We start from the raw sequence: 18,089 nt of genomic DNA, 5'->3' as shown, positions 1-18,089 counted from the left end.
CAAGAAACCAAAGCCTTATGAAACAAATTACCGCCATCCTGAAGCCGTTCAAAGTTGAAGAAGTACGTGAGGCCCTGGCCGAATGCGGCGTGACCGGCCTGACCGTCACCGAAGTCAAAGGTTTTGGCCGCCAAAAAGGCCACACCGAGCTGTACCGGGGCGCCGAGTACGTGGTGGACTTTCTGCCCAAGGTGAAGATTGAGGTGGTGGTGAAAACCAGCGAAGTAGACCGCTGCGTGGATGCCATCATCCGCGCCGCCCGCACTGGCAAGATTGGCGACGGCAAGATATTCGTCACCAGCGTCGAGCGCGTAGTGCGCATCCGTACCGGCGAGCAAGACGAAGCAGCGGTCTAGCTGCACACCCCGAGGAGCTGGGCGTTAGGCGTTGAAGCGCTGCACCAGCGCCAAAATCCAGACGGTGGCGGTGACCAGGATGGTCAGCAGCACGGCGGCGCTGCCCATGTCTTTGGCGCGTTTTGACAGGGCGTGCCATTCGGGGCCGATGCGGTCGATGGCGGTTTCGATACCGGTGTTGAGTAGCTCCACCACCATCAACAGAACCACCGAACCCGCCAGCAGCACAAATTCCACCCAGTTGGTGGCCAGCCATGCGGCCAGGGGCACCAGGACGATGGCGGCGATGGCTTCTTGGCGAAAGGCGGTTTCATGCCAGCCTGCCCGCAAGCCGGCGATGGAATAGCCAGCGGCATGCCAGATACGGTTGAGGCCTTTGCGGGATTTTTGGGCCGTCGTGTCGTTATGGGATTTCATGCTTATCGGCTCAAAGGCAGCGAGCCCACCAGCTGTGTGCCCGCCAGTGCGTCATGCCAAAACTGGCGTTGTGGGTGAAATCGGCTCAGCAGCGCCCAAATGGCCACCCAGCCGAGCAGCAAAACCAGGGTTTCACCCACCGGCAGTTCAAATGGGGCGACGGCGGCCAAGGGCGGCAGAAACCAGATCCAGCTGCACACATAACGCAGCAGGGCGCGCGGTTGGCTGATGGCGCGGCCATCACGGCCGACCACCCGGATGTTCCAGGTCTTCATGGCCAAGGTTTGGCCCTTGGACCAGAACCAGGTGAAGTAGATGCCAAAGATAACGAACAAAAAAGCTTGCAGGCCGGGGCGGTTGTCCAGAGCGTTGCGGGTCTGGCTGAGGGTGCCGAACAGGTAGCCGGCAATAAATACCACACCAAACATCAGCATCCCCTCGTACAGCCAGCAGGCCATACGGCGGCGCAGGCTGGGGCTGGTGAATGGGGCGGGCGGCGTGGTGGGCGGCGCAAGAGTGGTCATTGCGCTGCCGTCTTGGCCGGGAGCGGCAGCAGTGTTTTGGGGTTGATCTGGTGGGGCGCCGCCGCAATCGATGGGCCTTTGGGCTCATTGTTGCGGGGCGGGGGCACGGTGGCCAGTTTCTGCGACGGGATGAGCTTGACTCCGGTGGCTGCGCCAGGAAGCTTTTTAGGCATCTTTTTGGCCAACTTGGCTTTTTCTTCTGGATCTAGCGTTTGGTAAGCCTCCCATTTGGCCTGCTTCTCGGTGGGCGAAAGCCGTTTGGCCTGGGCGAAATTCAGGCGCGCCTGGCTGCGCTGGACCCCGCTGAGCGCGCCCCAGTCCAGCATCCGCTCTTGCAGAACGGTTTGCATAGTGGGGGACATTTTTTCAAAATTGACCGACAAGGCTAACCATTTGCGCTTTTGCGGCTCACTGATGTCGTTCCAGTGCGTGGCCAGGGGCTTGAGCGCCTGCTGCTGGGCGGGGGTGAGTTCTTTCCACAGCGGCTTTTGTTCTGGCTTGGTGGCGGTGGTCAAGGGGATGGGGGCGGCAGCGCTGGCGGGGGGCGCAGCCTGAGCCCACACCGCCGATGCCATGCCAACGCACAATAACGCCCCAATGCAGGGCGCAATCAATAAAATCCTGGGCGATGGCAGCATCCGTTGGCAGTCCAATAAATCAGGGGGCGGTGTCCAGGTTGGCTTTGAGGTATTCCACAAAGCCAGGATCGGTGTAGGCCGACGTCGGCAGGTCATCGGTGAGCAAGGCGGAATCGACTTCCGCCAGCTCGTCGGCACGGTTGTCATTTTGTACTACGTAGATGGTCAGGAGCCCGGCCACCAGTGCCAGCAGTGGCAGGGTGGCGGCAAAGCGGGTCCACCAGCTGGTGTGGTCGGCTCCAAAACCCAGGGTTGCGGTGCCCCCGCCCTGGCTGGCGACGACGGTGGTGGAGCGCATCACCGCTTGTTTGCGCTGGGCCAGGGCCTGCATGCGGGCAATACGCAGGCGCTCGGAAATGTCGTGCGGCAAGGTGGCCGAGCCTTCAGACAGGCGGGCTGTGAGATGCCGCGCAAAACGGTCTTCTGCCGACAGCATCGAAGGGGTTTGCAGCTGTGTCATAAATGTATTCCTCTGGCCTTGAGCGCCTTGCTGAGCGACTGGACTGCGCGAGAGCAGTGGGTTTTGACGCTGCCTTCCGAGCAGCCCATGGCGCTGGCGGTTTCGGCAACGTCCATCTCTTCCCAGTAACGCATCAAGAACGCTTCTCGTTGACGCGTTGGTAACTCTTGTATCTGATTGTCTATCTCACGCAAAACCTGTGCCCGGCGTGTGCTGTCTTCGGCGCTTTCGTTGCGTTCAGAGTTGCTGGAGGCCTGGAAAGTTTCCAGTAAATCGAAATCTCCGTCGCCATCGGCAGACTCGAAATCGCTCATATTGGAGAACAGGGCGTTGCGGGTTTTTTGGCGGCGAAACCAGTCCAGCGTGCAGTTCGACAGAATCCGCTGGAACAGCATGGGCAGCTCGTTCACCGGTTTGTCACCGTAGTGCTCGGCCAGTTTCATCATGCTGTCTTGCACGATGTCCAGCGCCGATTCCTCGTTGCGCACGTGGTAGACCGAGCGTTTGAAGGCCCGGTTTTCGACGCTTTTGAGGAAATCGGAAAGTTCGCGTTCAGTGGCCAAAAGGGTGGCGCCGGTGGGGCATTTCAGTGAAAAATGGACGTTTGGGGCGAAAACTTGGCCCCCGTGGCTTGCTTGTGCGGGCGGATTATGGCACTGCATTGCGTTTTTCTTGGATGTTCGCCAGGTTTTTGCATTGTGCAGTGCGATAATCCGCCTGCTAGTCAAAAAGCAAACGGATCATGGTTCGGTGTCGCAAGCAGCGCACCCATGGCTTTGGTCTTAAGTTTCGACACAACTCCAAAAGAGTGCGTGAAGAAGCACCCAAGGTATTTCGTTAGAGAAATTCACAAAGGTTCATCATGGAAATCAATAAAGCCGAAATCGCTTCGGCCGCCGCAGCATCCTCTTCTTCCAACGCCTCCACCATCATGCGTCCCGCTCCTGTCGAGCTCATGGGTGCCGAGATTCTGGTGAAGTGCCTCCAGGCCGAGAACGTTAAGCACATCTGGGGCTACCCCGGTGGCGCAGTGCTCTACATCTATGACGCGTTCTACAAACAAGACACCATCCAGCATGTGCTGGTGCGCCACGAGCAAGCTGCCGTGCACGCGGCCGACGGCTATGCCCGCGCCACCGGTGATGTGGGCGTGGCGCTGGTCACCTCCGGCCCCGGCCTGACGAATGCCGTTACCGGCATTGCCACCGCCTATATGGACAGCATTCCGATGGTGATCATCAGTGGCCAGGTGCCCACGCACGCCATTGGCCTGGATGCGTTCCAAGAATGTGACACGGTCGGCATCACCCGCCCCATCGTCAAACACAATTTTTTGGTAAAAGACCCACGCGATCTGGCTGAAACCCTGAAAAAGGCCTTCCACATTGCACGTACCGGTCGCCCCGGTCCGGTGGTGGTGGACATTCCGAAAGACGTGTCGTTCAAGAAGGCGCTCTACGCGGGCTACCCCGAAACCGTGACCATGCGGTCGTACAACCCCGTGCGTAAGGGCCACGGCGGCCAGATCCGCAAGGCCTTGCAATTGCTGTTGGCAGCCAAACGCCCTTATATCTATACCGGCGGCGGTGTTTTGCTGAGCAATGCCTCGGCGGAGTTGCGCACCTTGGTGGACATGCTGGGCTATCCCTGCACCAACACCTTGATGGGCCTGGGCGCGTACCCGGCCAGCGATAAAAAATTCCTGGGCATGTTGGGCATGCACGGCACGGTGGAAGCCAACAACGCCATGCAACACTGCGACGTGCTGCTGGCCGTCGGAGCCCGGTTTGACGACCGCGTGATCGGCAACACCAAGCATTTCGCGCAAAACGAGCGCAAGATCATCCATATCGACATCGACCCGTCCAGCATCTCCAAGCGTGTGAAGGTGGACGTGCCCATCGTCGGTGATGTGAAGGAAGTGCTGACCGAGCTGATCGCTATGATCAAAGAAGCCGGCACCCAACCCGATGCAGATGCGCTGGGTAGTTGGTGGGACACGATTGAAGGCTGGCGCAGCCGCAACTGCCTGAAGTACAGCATGGGCTCCAGCGACGTGATCAAGCCCCAGTACGTGGTTGAAACCCTGTGGAACATGACCAAGGATGCCGACACCTACATCACCTCCGATGTGGGCCAACACCAGATGTGGGCCGCGCAGTACTACCGCTTTGACGAACCCCGCCGTTGGATCAACTCGGGCGGCCTGGGCACGATGGGCGTGGGCATTCCCTACGCAATGGGTGTCAAGCTGGCCAAGCCTGACAGCGAAGTGTTCTGTATCACCGGCGAAGGCTCGGTGCAGATGTGCATCCAAGAGCTGTCCACCTGCCTGCAATACAACACGCCGATCAAAATTTGCTCGCTGAACAACCGCTACCTGGGCATGGTGCGCCAGTGGCAACAGGTGGAATACGCGGGCCGCTACAGCAGCAGCTACATGGACGCGCTGCCTGATTTCGTCAAGCTGGCCGAGGCCTATGGCCACGTTGGCATGCTGATCGAGCGTCCCGAAGATGTGGAGCCCGCCCTGCGCGAAGCCCGCAAACTGAAGGACCGCACGGTGTTCATGGACTTCCGCACCGACCCCACCGAGAACGTATTCCCGATGGTGCAGGCCGGCAAGGGCATCACCGAGATGCTGCTGGGCAGCGAAGATCTTTAAGCCAAATCAGGCTCTGGCGTAGGTTCTGCCTGCGCTAGCAGCTATTATTTCGATAGTATTAACTTTCTGACGAATCTATTGCCCGCCGAGCCTGCACATTACCGTGCGCAGGGGAGGGCGGCAAAAAGAGGAATCTAGTCTTATGAAACACATCATTGCAGTCTTGCTGGAAAACGAACCCGGCGCGCTGTCGCGCGTGGTCGGCCTGTTCTCCGCCCGGGGTTACAACATCGAGTCGCTGACGGTGGCCCCCACCGAAGATGCCACTTTGTCGCGCATGACGATCCAGACCTCGGGTTCCGACGACGTGATCGAGCAGATCACCAAGCACCTGAACCGCCTGATCGAAGTGGTCAAGGTGGTCGATCTGACCGAAGGTGCCTACACCGAGCGCGAACTGATGATGGTCAAGGTGCGGGCGGTGGGCAAAGAGCGTGAAGAAATGAAGCGCATGGCTGACATCTTCCGGGGCCGCATCATTGATGTAACCGAAAAGAGCTACACCATTGAGCTGACCGGTGACCAGGGCAAAAATGACGCGTTTTTAGAAGCCCTGGACCGCACCGCGATTCTGGAAACCGTGCGTACCGGCGCCAGCGGCATTGGCCGGGGCGAACGCATCTTGCGGGTCTAGATTTTGAAACTGTCCGTGCGCGCGTTTTGACAGGCTCAACGCGAACGGATGTGGATGGCGATGTCAAGTTACGTTCGCCCTGAGCCTGTCGTTGGGCATTTCGCCAATCCTTTATTTATTTTTGAAAGCAGAAGAACATGAAAGTTTTTTACGACAAAGACTGCGACCTCAGCCTGATCAAGGGCAAGACGGTTGCCATCATCGGCTACGGTAGCCAAGGCCACGCCCACGCGCAAAACTTGAACGACAGCGGCGTGAACGTCGTGGTCGGTCTGCGCAAGGGTGGCGCTTCGTGGTCCAAGGTTGAAAAAGCCGGCCTGAAAGTGGCTGAAGTCGCGGAAGCAGTCAAAGCCGCTGACGTGGTCATGATTTTGTTGCCCGACGAGCAAATCGCTTCGGTCTACACCGCTGAAATCGAAGCCAACATCAAGCAAGGCGCAGCCCTTGTGTTTGCCCACGGTTTCAATGTGCATTACGGCTTGGTCACGCCCCGCGCTGACTTGGACGTGTGGATGGTCGCCCCCAAGGCCCCCGGCCACACCGTGCGCGGCACCTACGCCCAAGGCGGCGGCGTGCCCCACCTGGTCGCTGTGTACCAAGACAAGTCCGGCAAGTCGCTGCAAATGGCGCTGTCGTACTCGATGGCCAACGGTGGCGGCAAGTCCGGCATCATTGAAACCAACTTCCGCGAAGAAACCGAGACCGACCTGTTCGGCGAGCAAGCCGTGTTGTGCGGCGGTGCGGTTGAGCTGATCAAGGCGGGTTTTGAAACCCTGGTGGAAGCCGGTTACGCGCCAGAAATGGCCTACTTCGAGTGCCTGCACGAGTTGAAGCTGATCGTGGACATGATCTATGAAGGCGGCATCGCCAACATGAACTACTCCATCTCGAACAACGCCGAATACGGCGAATACGTCACCGGCCCGCGCATCGTGACGGCAGAAACCAAGAAGGTCATGAAGCAAGTGCTGAATGACATCCAGACCGGCGAATACGCCAAGAGCTTTATCTTGGAAAACAAGGCTGGCGCTCCTACGCTGATCAGCCGCCGCCGCCTGACCTCGGAGCACCAGATCGAAGTCGTGGGTGCCCAGCTGCGCGCCATGATGCCTTGGATCGCCAAGAACAAGCTGGTTGACCAGACTAAAAACTAATCGCTTTTGCGATTAAACCCACTTCGGGTCTGCTAGCTTCACAGTTAGCAGGCCCGAAGTGCGTTTGGGATATGTAAATTTAGTACTATGTTTTTAATAGCTGCTTGTGCAGACACTACCTGCGCTAGAGGCCTATTTCTTCTAAATTTAACGACCCATGAGTTTTTGCGTTAAATCAGCCGTGGTGGATGCCTTGTACTTGCGCATCAGGGTGGCCCGGTAAATCTCCACCGTGCGGTGGCTGATACCCAGCACTTTGGCGATTTCTTTGGATGTGAGGCCCGTCATCACATGGGCCGCCACTTCGCGCTCACGCGGGGTAAGGGCCGCCTGCACCGGGCGGCGCGACGACAAATCCTCAAAACTCCAAATACCCGCAGCATGCGGCGCTTTACGGTCAAAGGCCCGGCCCGTGACGTGGCACCAAAACGCCTCGCCTTGCAAGCGGCCACCCACCCGTTGCATGATGCGGTCGTCGGCGTAATGGCCCTTGGCGTTCATGATTGGGGCGATGCGCTCGCCGGTGCGCTCAAACTCCACGGCGGTGGGGTAGAGCACCAGAAAAGACTGCCCTATAAGCAGCTCGCGGTCGGCCCCAAACATCTCGCACAGGTGTTGGTTGCAGTCCACAATGGCGCGGTTGCGCGACACCACCAAGCCCACGGGCGCTAATGCAAACGCCCGTTGGTAATCCACTTCCATCGCCATTTCCATAGCGCAAACCCTTTACGAAAAACTACGTAGCTGAATAGGTAGTATCGTCCTGCTTGATCTTTTAACCGGAGAACTGCGTGAACAAAATTTTCCCCTCTGCTGCCGAAGCGCTTAAAGGCGTTGTCAAGGACGGCCAACTCATGGCCGTGGGCGGTTTCGGCCTGTGCGGCATCCCCGAGGCGCTGATCGACGCGCTGCGCGACTCTGGCGTGCAGAATTTGACCGTGATCTCCAACAACGCAGGTGTCGATGGCTTTGGCCTGGGCAAACTGCTGGAGACGCGGCAGATTAAAAAAATGGTCTCCAGCTACGTCGGCGAGAACAAAGAGTTCGAGCGCCAGTACCTTGCGGGCGAGCTGGAACTCGAATTCACCCCCCAGGGCACGCTGGCTGAAAAGCTGCGTGCGGGCGGTGCGGGCATCCCGGCCTTCTTCACCAAAACCGGTGTTGGCACCTTGGTGGCTGAGGGCAAAGAGCTGCGCGAATTCGACGGCGAAACCTATGTAATGGAGCGTGCCCTGGTGCCCGAGGTGTCGTTGGTCAAAGCCTACCGGGCCGATAAGTCCGGCAACCTGCAATTCCGCCTCACCGCCCGCAATTTCAACCCCGCCGTGGCGATGGCGGGCAAGATCTGCATCGTGGAAGTGGAGGAAATCGTCGAAACCGGCAGCATGGAGCCCGACCAAGTGCACCTGCCCGGCATCTACGTGCACCGCATCGTGCGCAACGCCACGCCTGAAAAGCGAATTGAAAAACGCACCATCACCGAAACCGTTACCGAGAAAGCAGGAGCATAAACATGGCCTGGAACCAAGACCAAATGGCGGCCCGTGCGGCCATGGAGCTGGAAGACGGCTTTTACGTGAACCTCGGCATCGGCATCCCTACTCTGGTGGCCAACCATGTGCCCGCTGACAAAGAGGTGTGGTTGCAAAGCGAAAACGGCATGCTAGGCATCGGCCCGTTTCCCACCGTTGACAAGGTGGATGCCGACTTGATCAACGCGGGCAAGCAAACCGTCACCACGCTGCCTGGCTCGGCCATTTTCGGCAGCCACGACAGCTTTGCCATGATCCGGGGCGGCAAGATCAACCTGAGCATTCTGGGCGCGATGCAGGTCAGCGAAAAGGGCGACCTGGCCAACTGGATGATCCCCGGCAAGATGGTCAAGGGCATGGGCGGCGCGATGGATTTGGTGGCCGGCGTGAAGCGCGTCATCGTACTGATGGAGCACGTCGCCAAGAAACGCGACGGCAGCATCGACCTGAAAATTCTGCCCACCTGCACCCTGCCACTGACTGGCGTAGGGGTGGTAGACCGCATCATCACCGACCTGGCCGTGATGGACATCACCTCCGAGGGCCTGAAAGTGGTAGAACTGGCCCCCGGCGTGACGCTGGAAGCGCTACAGGCCCAGACGGGCGTAAAGCTGATTTAACGTCTACGGGGCCAGGCGCAGCAGCTTGCCACTGTCGGTGAGCAGCAGGATGGCCCCGTCTTGCGCTTGCACCACGTCGCGAAAGCGCTCATTGCGGTCGGCAAAGAGTGCCTCGCGGGTCAGCACCGCGCTGGGGCTGACAGTCATGCGCCACAGGGTTTGACCCGCCAGCGACCCTGAGAATAAATGCCCCTTCCACTGCGGCATCAAGTTGCCGGTGTAGAACAGCAAACCCGCCGGGGCCACCGAGGTGGGCACCCAATAGGTCAACGGCTCCACAAACGCCGGAGCATGCACTCCACCGCCGATGCGGCAGGCCGTGCCCACCGGCTCGCCGTAGTTACATCCATAGCTTTTTACCGGCCAGCCGTAGTTGGCCCCGGCGCGGGCGATGTTGATCTCGTCCCCACCTTGCGGGCCGTGTTCGCTGATCCACAAATCGCCGGTGTCGGGGTGCAAGGCGGCCCCTTGGATATTGCGGTGGCCCAGGCTCCAGATGCCGGGCAGGGCACTTGTCCCCAGCGCCGGGTTGTCGCTGGGGATGCTGCCGTCGCGGGCTATCCGTACCACTTTGCCCAGTGTCTGCCCCAGGTCTTGCGCAGGGCTGAACTTCTGGCGTTCGCCCAGCGTGATGAACAGGGTTTTGTCGCGGGCAAACACCAGCCGCGCCCCAAAGTGGCCCGAACCCGTGGTTTTAGGCTGCTGGCGAAACAGCACCTCCACCTCCCGCAGCGCATTGCCCACCAGCCGTCCTCGCGCCACTGCGGTGCCGGTCAACCCGGTCTCGGCACTGCTGCCCGGTTCTGTATAAGCCCAGTACACCCAGGGCGTGCTGGCAAAGTCAGGGTCGATCGCCAGGCCCAGCAAGCCGCCTTGGCCGCTGCTGTTCACCGGCAAGATGCCGCTGATGGGCGAGGTGCTGGAGCCATCAGCGCTAACCCGCAGCAGGCTGCCGCTCTTTTGGGTGATCAGCAGTTCGCCCGACGGCAACACCGCCATTCCCCAAGGGCTGGACAAATGGCTGTTCAGCGTGGTGATGCTGGGTGTTACCGAGGCGATGGAGGGTGTGGCCGCATTGCTGCCACCCCCACAGGCGCTAGCGACCAGCCCGATGGTCGCAGCCAAAAGCCAGCGTAAAGCCAACCAGGAGGGTGTGTGGAGATGGGTCATGCTGCGAACTCCTGAGAAGGGCTCCGCAGGCATTGGCGCGGGGCCAGAAATGCGTGGAGGTGCTTGGAGCGGGTGATGAGAATCGAACTCACGTATCGAGCTTGGGAAGCTAGCGTTCTACCATTGAACTACACCCGCTAAGGTGGCTGGATTATAGGGGGCGCAAAAACCTAGTGGGTGATGTAGCCCATGCTTTGCGGTAGCCAGAGCACGATCTGAGGAAACACTGTCATGGCCAGCAGCAGGCATAGCAGCATGAGCAAAAACGGCCAGCCCTCTTTCATCATCTCGCCGATCGGAATGCCGGTGAGCGCCTTGGTGACAAACAGCAGCATGCCAAACGGCGGATGGATCAGGCCGATCATCATGTTGAGCACCACCAGCACGCCAAAGTGCACCAGGTCCACCCCCAGCAGCTTGGCCGCAGGCAAGAGCATGGGCACAAACACCAGCAGCAGTACCGACACATCCAGAAAACAGCCCAGCACCAGAAACATGGCGTTCACCAGCAGCAGAAACTGGATGCGGGACAGGTGCATGCCGTCCACCCACATCGCCATGCTTTGCGGTACACCTTCGGAGGTGAAGGCGTAGTTCAGCATGAAGGAGCCCGCCAGAATCAGCGTGATGACGGCGCTGCCGCGTGTGGATTCCATCACCACGCCCCAGAAGCTGCGCCAGGTGAGCGCCCGAAATACCACCGCCGCCAGGATCAGTGCGTGCAGTGCTGCCACGGCGGCGGCTTCGGTGGGGGTGAACGCGCCAGAGTAAATGCCGCCCAGCAACACGATGGGCATGGACAAGGGCAGGGCACCACGGAAGATCAGGCCCGCCCACTGCGAGCGGGGCACGGGCTCGTCGCGCGGCATATTGCGTTTGACGGCAATGGTGTGCACTACGCCCATCATCAGCCCGGCCATCAGAAAACCCGGCACCACACCGCCCAGAAACAGCGCTCCGACCGACGCGCCGGACACCATTGCATAAATCACCATGGGAATGCTGGGCGGGATGATGGGCCCCAACGTGGCGCTGGCCACCACCACGGCACCGGCAAAGCCGCGCGTGTATTCGGGCTTTTTGAGCATCTGGCGGATGGTGACCAGGCCCGGCCCGGCGGCATCTGCAATGGCGCTGCCGCTCATGCCCGAGAAGATCACGCTGACCAGAATGTCCACCTGCGCCAGACCCCCGCGCATGCGGCCCACCAAGATGCGGCAGAAGTCAAAAATTCGCTCGCTCACCGTGCCCGCATTCATGATGTTGGCGGCAAACACAAACAGCGGCACAGCCAGCAGCACGTAGCTGTTGTACAGGCCGTTACCCACCTGCTCGGCCACCAGGCCCACATCCTGGCCTTTGACCAGCAGGTAGGCAATGCCGGCTGCCAGCATGGAAAAACCGATGGGCATGCGCAGCAGCAAACTGGCCACCATCACGACAACGAGAGTCCAGAGTCCAGGGGTCATAGTCGTAGCTCCGCTTCCAAGCCTATGCCGCGCACGGCGTTCCAGATGGCCCAGGCGCTGCGGATGACCAGGGCGATCAGCAGCAGCACAAACGGCAGAAAAATCCACATGAAGGACAGGCCCAGCACCGGCGAGCCTTCGCGGGACATGAAGTGCACATAGTCCCAACTGGCCGGTATCGCCACCAGTGCCAGCCCGCCCAGCATCAGGTTGCCCACGATGCGCATCACTTGGCGGGTGCGGGTGTTCACGCTGTTCCACAGCAGGTCGAACACCACGTGCTCACGCTCGGGCACCACCGTGGCCGCAGCCCAGAGGATGACCCAGACGTACAGAATCACGGCGGCCTCATCGGTCCAGGGCAGCGGCTTGTTGAAACCGAAGCGCGCCGTGATCTGGACGATGAAAACGACGAACAGGGTCAGAAAAAGGCCGCCGCCCAAGATGTTGGCGGCCTGTTGCAGTCGGCGCAGCATGGTTTACGGGCCGCTTACTTGGTCGCGTTGATGCGGTCCAGCAAACCCTTGGGCCAGACCTTGGCGTAGTCCGATGCCTGGTAGGTAGCTTGCACCGATTTGCGGAACGCATCCACATCCGGCGTGTTGACCTGCAAGCCTTCCTTTTTGAAGAACTCCACCAGTTGGCCTTCTTCCTTGATGCGGTTCTCGTTGTTGTAGGCCGCTGCGGCCTGGGCGGCGGCAGTGACCTTTTGCTTCTGCGCTGCCGTCAGGGCATTGAAGCTCTTGTTGGCGATGGCGATGAAGATCCCGTCCACCAGGTGGCTGGTCAGCACGATCTGTTTGGTTACTTCGTAAAACTTGGCTGCGCGCACCGAGGGCAGCGGGTTGTCCTGTCCGTCAATCGTGCCGGTTTTCAGACCCATATAGACCTCACCAAAGGCCAGTGGCGTGGCCGTGGCACCCAGTGCTTCGCCCAGGAATAGCCATTCTTTGGAGCCCGGCATGCGCAGCTTCACGCCTTTCAGGTCGGCGGGGGTTTTGACCGGCTTGGCTTCGCGCAGGTTGATCTGGCGGGTGCCCAGGTAGACGGTGGCCAGCGGGGTGATGTCCATCTTTTCAGACACCAGCTTGAACAGCTCGGTGCCGATGGGGCCGTTAAAAATCTTCTGCTGCTGGTCCGGGTCACGCACCACATAGCCGGCGGTGAAGATGGAGAACTCGGGCACCAGTTTGGCAATGTCAAAGGCCGAGATGCTGGACAACTCCAGGTTGCCGCGCGCCATGGCAGCAGGCTCGGTGCCTTGCTTGAACAGCGTGGCGTTCAGGTTGATCTGTACATCGAATTCGCCGGGTGCAGATTTCTCTAACTGTTCTTTGAACACGCTCCACATCTTGGCGTGCCAGTCGTCGGGCACGGCGGGGGTGGATATGCGCAGCACGGTTTTGGTTTGCGCCAGGGCGGGCAGGGCGCTGGCGCCCAGGGCGGCCACTGCGCCTAGCAGGGTGCGGCGGTTCAGGGTGGATGGGGTCATGGTGATGTCTCCTTTTATTTTGAAATGGGGCGCCGCGCGCAATTACACGGTGGCCAGTGCAGCGCCCAAGGCTTGGTAGCCGCTGCGGACTGCATGTTCTTCTGCACGGTCGAGTGGGCTGAGCGGGGCCCGCATGCGCAGCCACGCATCATCTCCGGTTTGCTCTGCCAACATCGTCTTGTAAACCCCTACGAAGGGCATGCCGGCTTGGACCGAAAGCAGGGCCAGCAGGTCGGCGATCAGTTGTACGTCCGCAGGGCTCACGCGGGAGGGCGCATCCATGACCCGTCGCATTAGCCGTGGGGCGATATTGGCCAGCCCATTGATGGAGCCAGAGCCACCTTGGCACAGGGTGGGCGCTACGTGCAGTTCGGCACCCACCAAAATGGCCAGCGCCGGAAAGGCTTTGGCCAGCGCCAGCGAATGTGCCTGGTCGCCTCCACTGTCTTTGATGCCGACCACCTGACCGGGGTGGCGTTGCACCAACTCGGCAATGGCTGCATGTGAAAAACCAAACGTGCTCATGAACGGGAAGTGGTAGAGCAGCAGCTTCAGGCCATCGTCGCCAATGCCGTGCACGACTTGCGACACGGCCTCCACAATGCCGGCATCGCGCGGCTGGTTGAAGAAAAACGGCGGCATCAGCATCTGGCGCTGCACGCCCAGGCGGCTGGCATGCTGGCCCAGCTCTATCGCATCGCCCAGGGCCAGCGCGGTGATGGTGACGATGACCTGGTCGGCGCGCACGCCGCTACCCAGCATGGATTCGAGCAGGCCCTTGCGCTCGGCGATGGTGAAGGCGGGGCCTTCGCCGGTGGTGCCAAACAGCGTGATGCCGTCGCACCCGGCTTGCAGCATGCGGTGTGCGTGGGCCACGGCGCGGGGCGTGTCCAGTGCACCGGTGGCGCTGATGGGTATCAACAACGCGGGCCAGAGGCCATGGATATCAGGGTTCAAAAGCGTCTCCTTGGGGTGGGTTGGTGGTTAAAGCGGTGGGGGTCTGCGGGGCGGTGGGCCATTCGCTGCGCACTTGCTCCAGCGGGGCGTCCATCACGCGGCTGCGCGCGCTGTGGATGTGGGCCTCCAGCAATTCGACGGCCAGCGGGGCATTGCGGCTGCGCAAGGCATCTATAAAACGCAGATGCTCCTGCATGGCGGGAATCAGCCGGCTGGGGGTGATCACGCTGTGTTCCAGCTTGATCAGCCGCACCCGCAGGCTGTTCACGCGGTACATCTCGGAGATGATGTCGTTGCCCAGCGCGTCCACCATGCGGTCGTGCAAGCCCCAGTCCACCGCCTGCGCATCGTCCAGCAGGCTGTGGTCGTCCAGGGCACCGGGCGCGTTGGCGCGCTCCAGAATCTGGCGGTGGCTGGCTTCAATGGCGGCCAGTTCCGCATCGCTGGCGCTATGCGCAAAGTGCACTACCGCTTCGCGCTCGACCATGGAGCGCACCTGAAAGGCGTTGCGGATCAGTTTGAGGTCTACATGCGTCACCTGCAGGCCGCGCTGGGGCACGGTTTTCAGCAGGCCACCCGCCTCCAGCCGGGGGATCATCTCGCGCACGGCACCCAGCGGCATGTCCAACAGCAGCATCAACTCGCGCTGTGAAATGAACTGGCCGGAACGGATGCCGCCGTTGAATATTTGCTGGGTAAAACCTTGGTACGCACGGGCACGTTGGTTGGTTATGGGTGTGTAAACAGGGGTGCTAGCAGGCTGCATGATGACTGACATGTTAGTGTGTCGATGGTGTTTCCAGCTCAGAGAAAACCCTGTGTTGGTAGGGCACAGGGTCGATTTTTTGGCCAGCCGACACCGTGGGCGAGGCGGCGATAATAGAAGGCTCCACAGACCCACAGGACTTACGCAAGCTCCTCTTTGCGCCCAGAGGGCGGCACAGAGGAGCTGCGAAAGTCCTAACCCACACGCCCGAAGAATGCACGACATGACCCAGCCCGTTTTCACCGTTGCCGACATCCGCAAAACCTTCCTCGATTTCTTTGCCTCCAAGGGCCACACGGTGGTGGCCAGCAGCTCGCTGGTGCCCGGCAACGACCCGACGCTGATGTTTGTCAATTCCGGCATGGTGCAGTTCAAAGACGTGTTTTTGGGCACCGACAAGCGCCCCTATGTGCGCGCCGCGTCGGTGCAAGCTTGCCTGCGCGCCGGTGGCAAGCACAACGACCTGGAAAACGTGGGCTACACCGCCCGCCACCACACCTTCTTTGAAATGCTGGGCAACTGGAGCTTTGGCGACTATTTCAAGCGCGAGTCGCTGAAATGGGCCTGGGAGCTGTTGACCGAGGTCTACAAACTGCCCGCCGACCGCCTGCTGGCCACGGTGTACCAAGAAGACGACGAAGCCTATGACATCTGGACCAAAGAAATCGGTCTGCCCCCCGAGCGCGTGATCCGCATCGGCGACAACAAGGGCGGCCGTTACAAGAGCGATAACTTCTGGATGATGGCCGACACCGGTCCTTGCGGCCCGTGCAGCGAAATTTTTTACGACCACGGCAACCACATCCCCGGCGGCCCGCCCGGCAGCCCGGATGAAGACGGCGACCGTTTCATCGAGATCTGGAACAACGTGTTCATGCAGTTCAACATGGCGGAAGACGGCTCGGTGACCCCGCTGCCCGCCCCCTGCGTGGACACCGGCATGGGCCTGGAGCGCCTGGCGGCCATCTTGCAGCATGTGCACAGCAATTACGAAATCGACATCTTCGCCGCGCTGATCAAGGCTGCAGCCCGTGAAGCAGGTGAGGCAGACCTGGGCCACAAGAGCCTGCGCGTCATCGCCGACCACATCCGCGCCACCGCGTTTTTGGTCAGCGACGGCGTGATTCCCGGCAACGAAGGTCGGGGCTACGTGCAGCGCCGCATCATCCGCCGCGCCATCCGCCACGGCTATCTGCTGGGCCAAACGAAACCGTTCTTCCACAAACTGGTACCTGATTTGGTGGCGTTGATGGGCGCGGCATACCCAGCGCTGGCAGCGCAGCAAGAGCGGATTGCCGAAGTGTTAAAGGCCGAGGAAGAGCGCTTCTTTGAGACCTTGGCGATGGGCATGGAAATTTTGAACGAAGCCCTGGCCGACGGCGTGCAAGTGCTGCCCGGCGAAGTGGCCTTCAAGCTGCACGACACCTTTGGCTTTCCGCTAGATTTGTCGGCCGACGTGTGCCGCGAGCGTGGCTTGTCGGTGGACGAGGCGGGCTTCCACATCGCGATGGAAGCGCAAAAGGCCAAGGGCCGCGCCGCAGGCAAGTTCAAGATGGACCGCGCGCTGGAATACACCGGGGCAGACAACCAGTTCGTGGGCTACACCGCGTTGGAGTCTGCCGCGAAAGTTGTAGCTATCTATGTAGATGGCACCAGCGCTACCAGCATAAAAGAAGGCCAAACCGGCACGGTGGTGTTGGACACTACGCCGTTCTACGCCGAGAGCGGCGGCCAGGTGGGCGACGAAGGCACTTTGGTGTCTGCCAGCGGCCGCTTCAATGTGGGCGATACGCAAAAGATCAAGGCCGATGTGTTTGGCCACCAGGGCACGCTGGAGTCGGGCACGCTGGCCGTGGGCGACAGCGTGGCCGCCCAGGTCAACACGGCTTTGCGCGCCGCCACCCAGCGCAACCACTCTGCCACCCACCTGATGCACGCCGCCCTGCGCGAAGTGCTGGGCACGCATGTGCACCAAAAGGGCAGCCTGGTGAATGCCGAACGCACCCGTTTCGACTTCACCCACAACGCTCCAGTGACCGACGCGCAAATTCTGCACATCGAAGCGATCGTGAATGCCGAAATCCTGGCCAACGCTGCCACGCAGGCCGCGCTGATGGACATTGAATCGGCCCAAAAAACCGGCGCGATGATGCTGTTTGGCGAAAAGTACGGCGAAGTGGTGCGCGTGCTCGACATCGGCAGCACCCGCGAACTCTGCGGTGGCACCCACGTGCAGCGCACCGGTGACATTGGCCTGTTCAAGGTGGTGGGCGAGGGCGGCGTGGCCGCTGGCGTGCGCCGCATCGAGGCGTTGACCGGCCAGGGCGCTTTGAAGTACCTGCAAGACCTGGAGCGCACCGTGACACAGGCAGCGGGCAGCTTCAAGGTGCAACCCGCCGAATTGCAAGCCCGCGTGGCGCTGGCGTTGGACCATATCAAGGCGCTGGAAAAAGAAGTCACCCAGCTCAAGGGCAAACTGGCCTCCGCCCAGGGCGACGAGCTGGTCAACAGCGCCATCGACATCAATGGCATCAAGCTACTGGCAGCCAAGCTCGAAGGTGCCGACACCAAGACCCTGCGCGACACGATGGACAAGCTCAAGGACAAGCTAAAAACCGCCGTCATCGTGCTGGCCGCCGTGGACGGCGACAAGGTGCAGGTGGCCGTGGGCGTTACCAAGGACACCACCGACCGCGTCAAGGCGGGTGAGTTGGTTAACTTTATTGCCGGGCAGATGGGCGGCAAAGGCGGCGGCAAGCCCGACATGGCGATGGCCGGTGGCACCGAGCCGGGCAAGCTGCCGGCGGCGCTGGCATCGGTACAGGCCTGGGTGGCCGAGCGGGTGTAACTGGCATCCGCCTTGCGGCGGATTGCTATTAAAAAGCGAGCTTCCAGCGCAGGTTATACATGCGCTGGAGGCTCTTTTTACTCAGCCCTCACTGGCTGGATGTCGGTGACCACCAGCGCACCGTCCACTTGCTCGGCGGTGAATTTCACTTTGTCTCCGGCTTTTACCTTCTCTAGCAAGGCCGGGTTTTTGACCTGGAACACCATGCTCATGGGCGGCATGTCGAGGTTCTTGATTTCCCCGTGTTTGAGGGTGATTTTCTGGGCCGACAGGTCTACTTTGCGGACCTCGCCGTCGGTGAAGGGCAGGGGGGCCTGGGCTTGAGCCAAGAGGCTGAAGGCGGCTATCGCCAGCGCTCCGAGGGAAGATGTGATTAATCGCATGGGG

Annotated in this window: 20 protein-coding genes and 1 tRNA gene; 7 read left to right on the top strand and 14 right to left on the bottom strand. The window is 60.6% G+C overall.

What is annotated here, in order from left to right; translation table 11 throughout:
• Positions 1-17 precede the first annotated feature (17 nt).
• Complete coding sequence (locus AC0969_RS07350; protein ID WP_479623493.1) at positions 18-356, top strand: P-II family nitrogen regulator; 339 nt, start codon at positions 18-20, stop codon at positions 354-356.
• Between the two features lie 24 nt (positions 357-380).
• On the opposite strand, the gene AC0969_RS07345 is transcribed toward AC0969_RS07350, so the two are convergent.
• From AC0969_RS07345 to AC0969_RS07325, 5 genes are all read right to left on the bottom strand, one after another.
• Positions 381-773: a diacylglycerol kinase gene (locus AC0969_RS07345; protein WP_479623492.1), complete on the bottom strand. Its 393-nt coding sequence runs from the start codon at positions 771-773 to the stop codon at positions 381-383.
• 2 nt (positions 774-775) lie between these two features.
• On the bottom strand, positions 776-1,297 hold the full coding sequence (locus AC0969_RS07340) for an RDD family protein (RefSeq protein ID WP_479623491.1): 522 nt from the start codon (positions 1,295-1,297) through the stop codon (positions 776-778).
• Positions 1,294-1,812, bottom strand: a complete 519-nt coding sequence (locus AC0969_RS07335) for a DUF3106 domain-containing protein (protein ID WP_479623490.1) — start codon at positions 1,810-1,812, stop codon at positions 1,294-1,296. Before AC0969_RS07335 ends, AC0969_RS07340 begins: the two co-directional genes overlap by 4 nt.
• Positions 1,813-1,954: 142 nt before the next feature.
• On the bottom strand, positions 1,955-2,395 hold the full coding sequence (locus AC0969_RS07330; protein WP_479623489.1) for a DUF3619 family protein: 441 nt from the start codon (positions 2,393-2,395) through the stop codon (positions 1,955-1,957).
• Complete coding sequence (locus AC0969_RS07325; RefSeq protein WP_479623488.1) at positions 2,392-2,958, bottom strand: RNA polymerase sigma factor; 567 nt, start codon at positions 2,956-2,958, stop codon at positions 2,392-2,394. Before AC0969_RS07325 ends, AC0969_RS07330 begins: the two co-directional genes overlap by 4 nt.
• A 299-nt stretch (positions 2,959-3,257) precedes the next feature.
• On the opposite strand from AC0969_RS07325, the gene AC0969_RS07320 reads away from it, so the two are divergent.
• The 3 genes from AC0969_RS07320 to ilvC all read left to right on the top strand — a co-directional run bounded on the left by AC0969_RS07320 (position 3,258) and on the right by ilvC (position 6,848).
• Positions 3,258-5,060, top strand: a complete 1,803-nt coding sequence (locus tag AC0969_RS07320) for an acetolactate synthase 3 catalytic subunit (protein WP_479623487.1) — start codon at positions 3,258-3,260, stop codon at positions 5,058-5,060.
• A 142-nt stretch (positions 5,061-5,202) separates the two neighbouring features.
• Positions 5,203-5,694, top strand: a complete 492-nt coding sequence (gene ilvN, locus AC0969_RS07315) for an acetolactate synthase small subunit (protein WP_315240916.1) — start codon at positions 5,203-5,205, stop codon at positions 5,692-5,694.
• A gap of 137 nt (positions 5,695-5,831) precedes the next feature.
• On the top strand, positions 5,832-6,848 hold the full coding sequence (gene ilvC / locus AC0969_RS07310; protein ID WP_479623486.1) for a ketol-acid reductoisomerase: 1,017 nt from the start codon (positions 5,832-5,834) through the stop codon (positions 6,846-6,848).
• A 147-nt stretch (positions 6,849-6,995) separates the two neighbouring features.
• On the opposite strand, the gene AC0969_RS07305 is transcribed toward ilvC, so the two are convergent.
• On the bottom strand, positions 6,996-7,550 hold the full coding sequence (locus AC0969_RS07305; protein ID WP_479623607.1) for a helix-turn-helix transcriptional regulator: 555 nt from the start codon (positions 7,548-7,550) through the stop codon (positions 6,996-6,998).
• An 89-nt stretch (positions 7,551-7,639) separates the two neighbouring features.
• On the opposite strand from AC0969_RS07305, the gene AC0969_RS07300 reads away from it, so the two are divergent.
• Positions 7,640-8,359, top strand: a complete 720-nt coding sequence (locus tag AC0969_RS07300; RefSeq protein ID WP_479623485.1) for a CoA transferase subunit A — start codon at positions 7,640-7,642, stop codon at positions 8,357-8,359.
• Between the two features lie 2 nt (positions 8,360-8,361).
• Positions 8,362-9,000 carry a 3-oxoacid CoA-transferase subunit B gene (locus AC0969_RS07295; RefSeq protein ID WP_479623484.1) on the top strand — a complete coding sequence of 213 codons (639 nt, stop codon included), beginning with the start codon at positions 8,362-8,364 and terminating at the stop codon, positions 8,998-9,000.
• Between the two features lie 3 nt (positions 9,001-9,003).
• Here AC0969_RS07295 and AC0969_RS07290 read toward each other — a convergent pair whose 3' ends face one another.
• The 7 genes from AC0969_RS07290 to AC0969_RS07260 all read right to left on the bottom strand — a co-directional run bounded on the left by AC0969_RS07290 (position 9,004) and on the right by AC0969_RS07260 (position 14,866).
• Positions 9,004-10,170, bottom strand: a complete 1,167-nt coding sequence (locus tag AC0969_RS07290) for a PQQ-dependent sugar dehydrogenase (RefSeq protein ID WP_479623483.1) — start codon at positions 10,168-10,170, stop codon at positions 9,004-9,006.
• A 64-nt stretch (positions 10,171-10,234) separates the two neighbouring features.
• Positions 10,235-10,308 (bottom strand) — tRNA-Gly (locus AC0969_RS07285).
• Positions 10,309-10,340: 32 nt separating this feature from the next.
• The gene (locus tag AC0969_RS07280) at positions 10,341-11,639 is read right to left on the bottom strand and encodes a TRAP transporter large permease (protein WP_479623482.1); all 1,299 of its coding nucleotides are present in this window, start codon (positions 11,637-11,639) and stop codon (positions 10,341-10,343) included.
• Positions 11,636-12,115 (bottom strand): TRAP transporter small permease, encoded by a 480-nt coding sequence (locus AC0969_RS07275; RefSeq protein WP_479623481.1) that lies wholly within the window; start codon positions 12,113-12,115, stop codon positions 11,636-11,638. The genes AC0969_RS07280 and AC0969_RS07275 overlap by 4 nt, the downstream gene beginning before the upstream one ends.
• Before the next feature lie 14 nt (positions 12,116-12,129).
• Positions 12,130-13,131: a sialic acid TRAP transporter substrate-binding protein SiaP gene (locus AC0969_RS07270; protein WP_479623480.1), complete on the bottom strand. Its 1,002-nt coding sequence runs from the start codon at positions 13,129-13,131 to the stop codon at positions 12,130-12,132.
• Between the two features lie 42 nt (positions 13,132-13,173).
• Positions 13,174-14,088 (bottom strand): dihydrodipicolinate synthase family protein, encoded by a 915-nt coding sequence (locus AC0969_RS07265; RefSeq protein WP_479623479.1) that lies wholly within the window; start codon positions 14,086-14,088, stop codon positions 13,174-13,176.
• A complete protein-coding gene (locus AC0969_RS07260) occupies positions 14,078-14,866 on the bottom strand; it encodes a GntR family transcriptional regulator (RefSeq protein WP_479623478.1) in 789 nt (262 codons plus the stop codon). Before AC0969_RS07260 ends, AC0969_RS07265 begins: the two co-directional genes overlap by 11 nt.
• A 211-nt stretch (positions 14,867-15,077) precedes the next feature.
• On the opposite strand from AC0969_RS07260, the gene alaS reads away from it, so the two are divergent.
• Complete coding sequence (gene alaS, locus AC0969_RS07255) at positions 15,078-17,702, top strand: alanine--tRNA ligase (RefSeq protein WP_479623477.1); 2,625 nt, start codon at positions 15,078-15,080, stop codon at positions 17,700-17,702.
• Positions 17,703-17,779: 77 nt separating this feature from the next.
• On the opposite strand, the gene AC0969_RS07250 is transcribed toward alaS, so the two are convergent.
• Positions 17,780-18,085 carry a copper-binding protein gene (locus tag AC0969_RS07250; RefSeq protein ID WP_479623476.1) on the bottom strand — a complete coding sequence of 102 codons (306 nt, stop codon included), beginning with the start codon at positions 18,083-18,085 and terminating at the stop codon, positions 17,780-17,782.
• Positions 18,086-18,089: the final 4 nt, after the last annotated feature.

This window comes from Rhodoferax sp. LB1P47, from assembly GCF_056521445.1.
Note: the sequence above shows the minus strand (reverse complement) of the source record. Positions and strands in the feature narration are given on the sequence as shown.

Bases quoted from the DNA above. Each gene is read 5' to 3' on its own strand.
- AC0969_RS07320 (WP_479623487.1), top strand. From the start codon at position 3,258: ATGGAAATCAATAAAGCCGAAATCGCTTCGGCCGCCGCAGCATCCTCT.
- AC0969_RS07295 (WP_479623484.1), top strand. From the start codon at position 8,362: ATGGCCTGGAACCAAGACCAAATGGCGGCCCGTGCGGCCATGGAGCTG.
- AC0969_RS07350 (WP_479623493.1), top strand. From the start codon at position 18: ATGAAACAAATTACCGCCATCCTGAAGCCGTTCAAAGTTGAAGAAGTA.
- AC0969_RS07280 (WP_479623482.1), bottom strand. From the start codon at position 11,639: ATGACCCCTGGACTCTGGACTCTCGTTGTCGTGATGGTGGCCAGTTTG.
- AC0969_RS07305 (WP_479623607.1), bottom strand. From the start codon at position 7,550: ATGGAAGTGGATTACCAACGGGCGTTTGCATTAGCGCCCGTGGGCTTG.
- AC0969_RS07330 (WP_479623489.1), bottom strand. From the start codon at position 2,395: ATGACACAGCTGCAAACCCCTTCGATGCTGTCGGCAGAAGACCGTTTT.
- AC0969_RS07290 (WP_479623483.1), bottom strand. From the start codon at position 10,170: ATGACCCATCTCCACACACCCTCCTGGTTGGCTTTACGCTGGCTTTTG.
- AC0969_RS07270 (WP_479623480.1), bottom strand. From the start codon at position 13,131: ATGACCCCATCCACCCTGAACCGCCGCACCCTGCTAGGCGCAGTGGCC.
- AC0969_RS07260 (WP_479623478.1), bottom strand. From the start codon at position 14,866: ATGTCAGTCATCATGCAGCCTGCTAGCACCCCTGTTTACACACCCATA.
- ilvC (WP_479623486.1), top strand. From the start codon at position 5,832: ATGAAAGTTTTTTACGACAAAGACTGCGACCTCAGCCTGATCAAGGGC.
- alaS (WP_479623477.1), top strand. From the start codon at position 15,078: ATGACCCAGCCCGTTTTCACCGTTGCCGACATCCGCAAAACCTTCCTC.
- AC0969_RS07275 (WP_479623481.1), bottom strand. From the start codon at position 12,115: ATGCTGCGCCGACTGCAACAGGCCGCCAACATCTTGGGCGGCGGCCTT.
- AC0969_RS07340 (WP_479623491.1), bottom strand. From the start codon at position 1,297: ATGACCACTCTTGCGCCGCCCACCACGCCGCCCGCCCCATTCACCAGC.
- AC0969_RS07250 (WP_479623476.1), bottom strand. From the start codon at position 18,085: ATGCGATTAATCACATCTTCCCTCGGAGCGCTGGCGATAGCCGCCTTC.
- ilvN (WP_315240916.1), top strand. From the start codon at position 5,203: ATGAAACACATCATTGCAGTCTTGCTGGAAAACGAACCCGGCGCGCTG.
- AC0969_RS07345 (WP_479623492.1), bottom strand. From the start codon at position 773: ATGAAATCCCATAACGACACGACGGCCCAAAAATCCCGCAAAGGCCTC.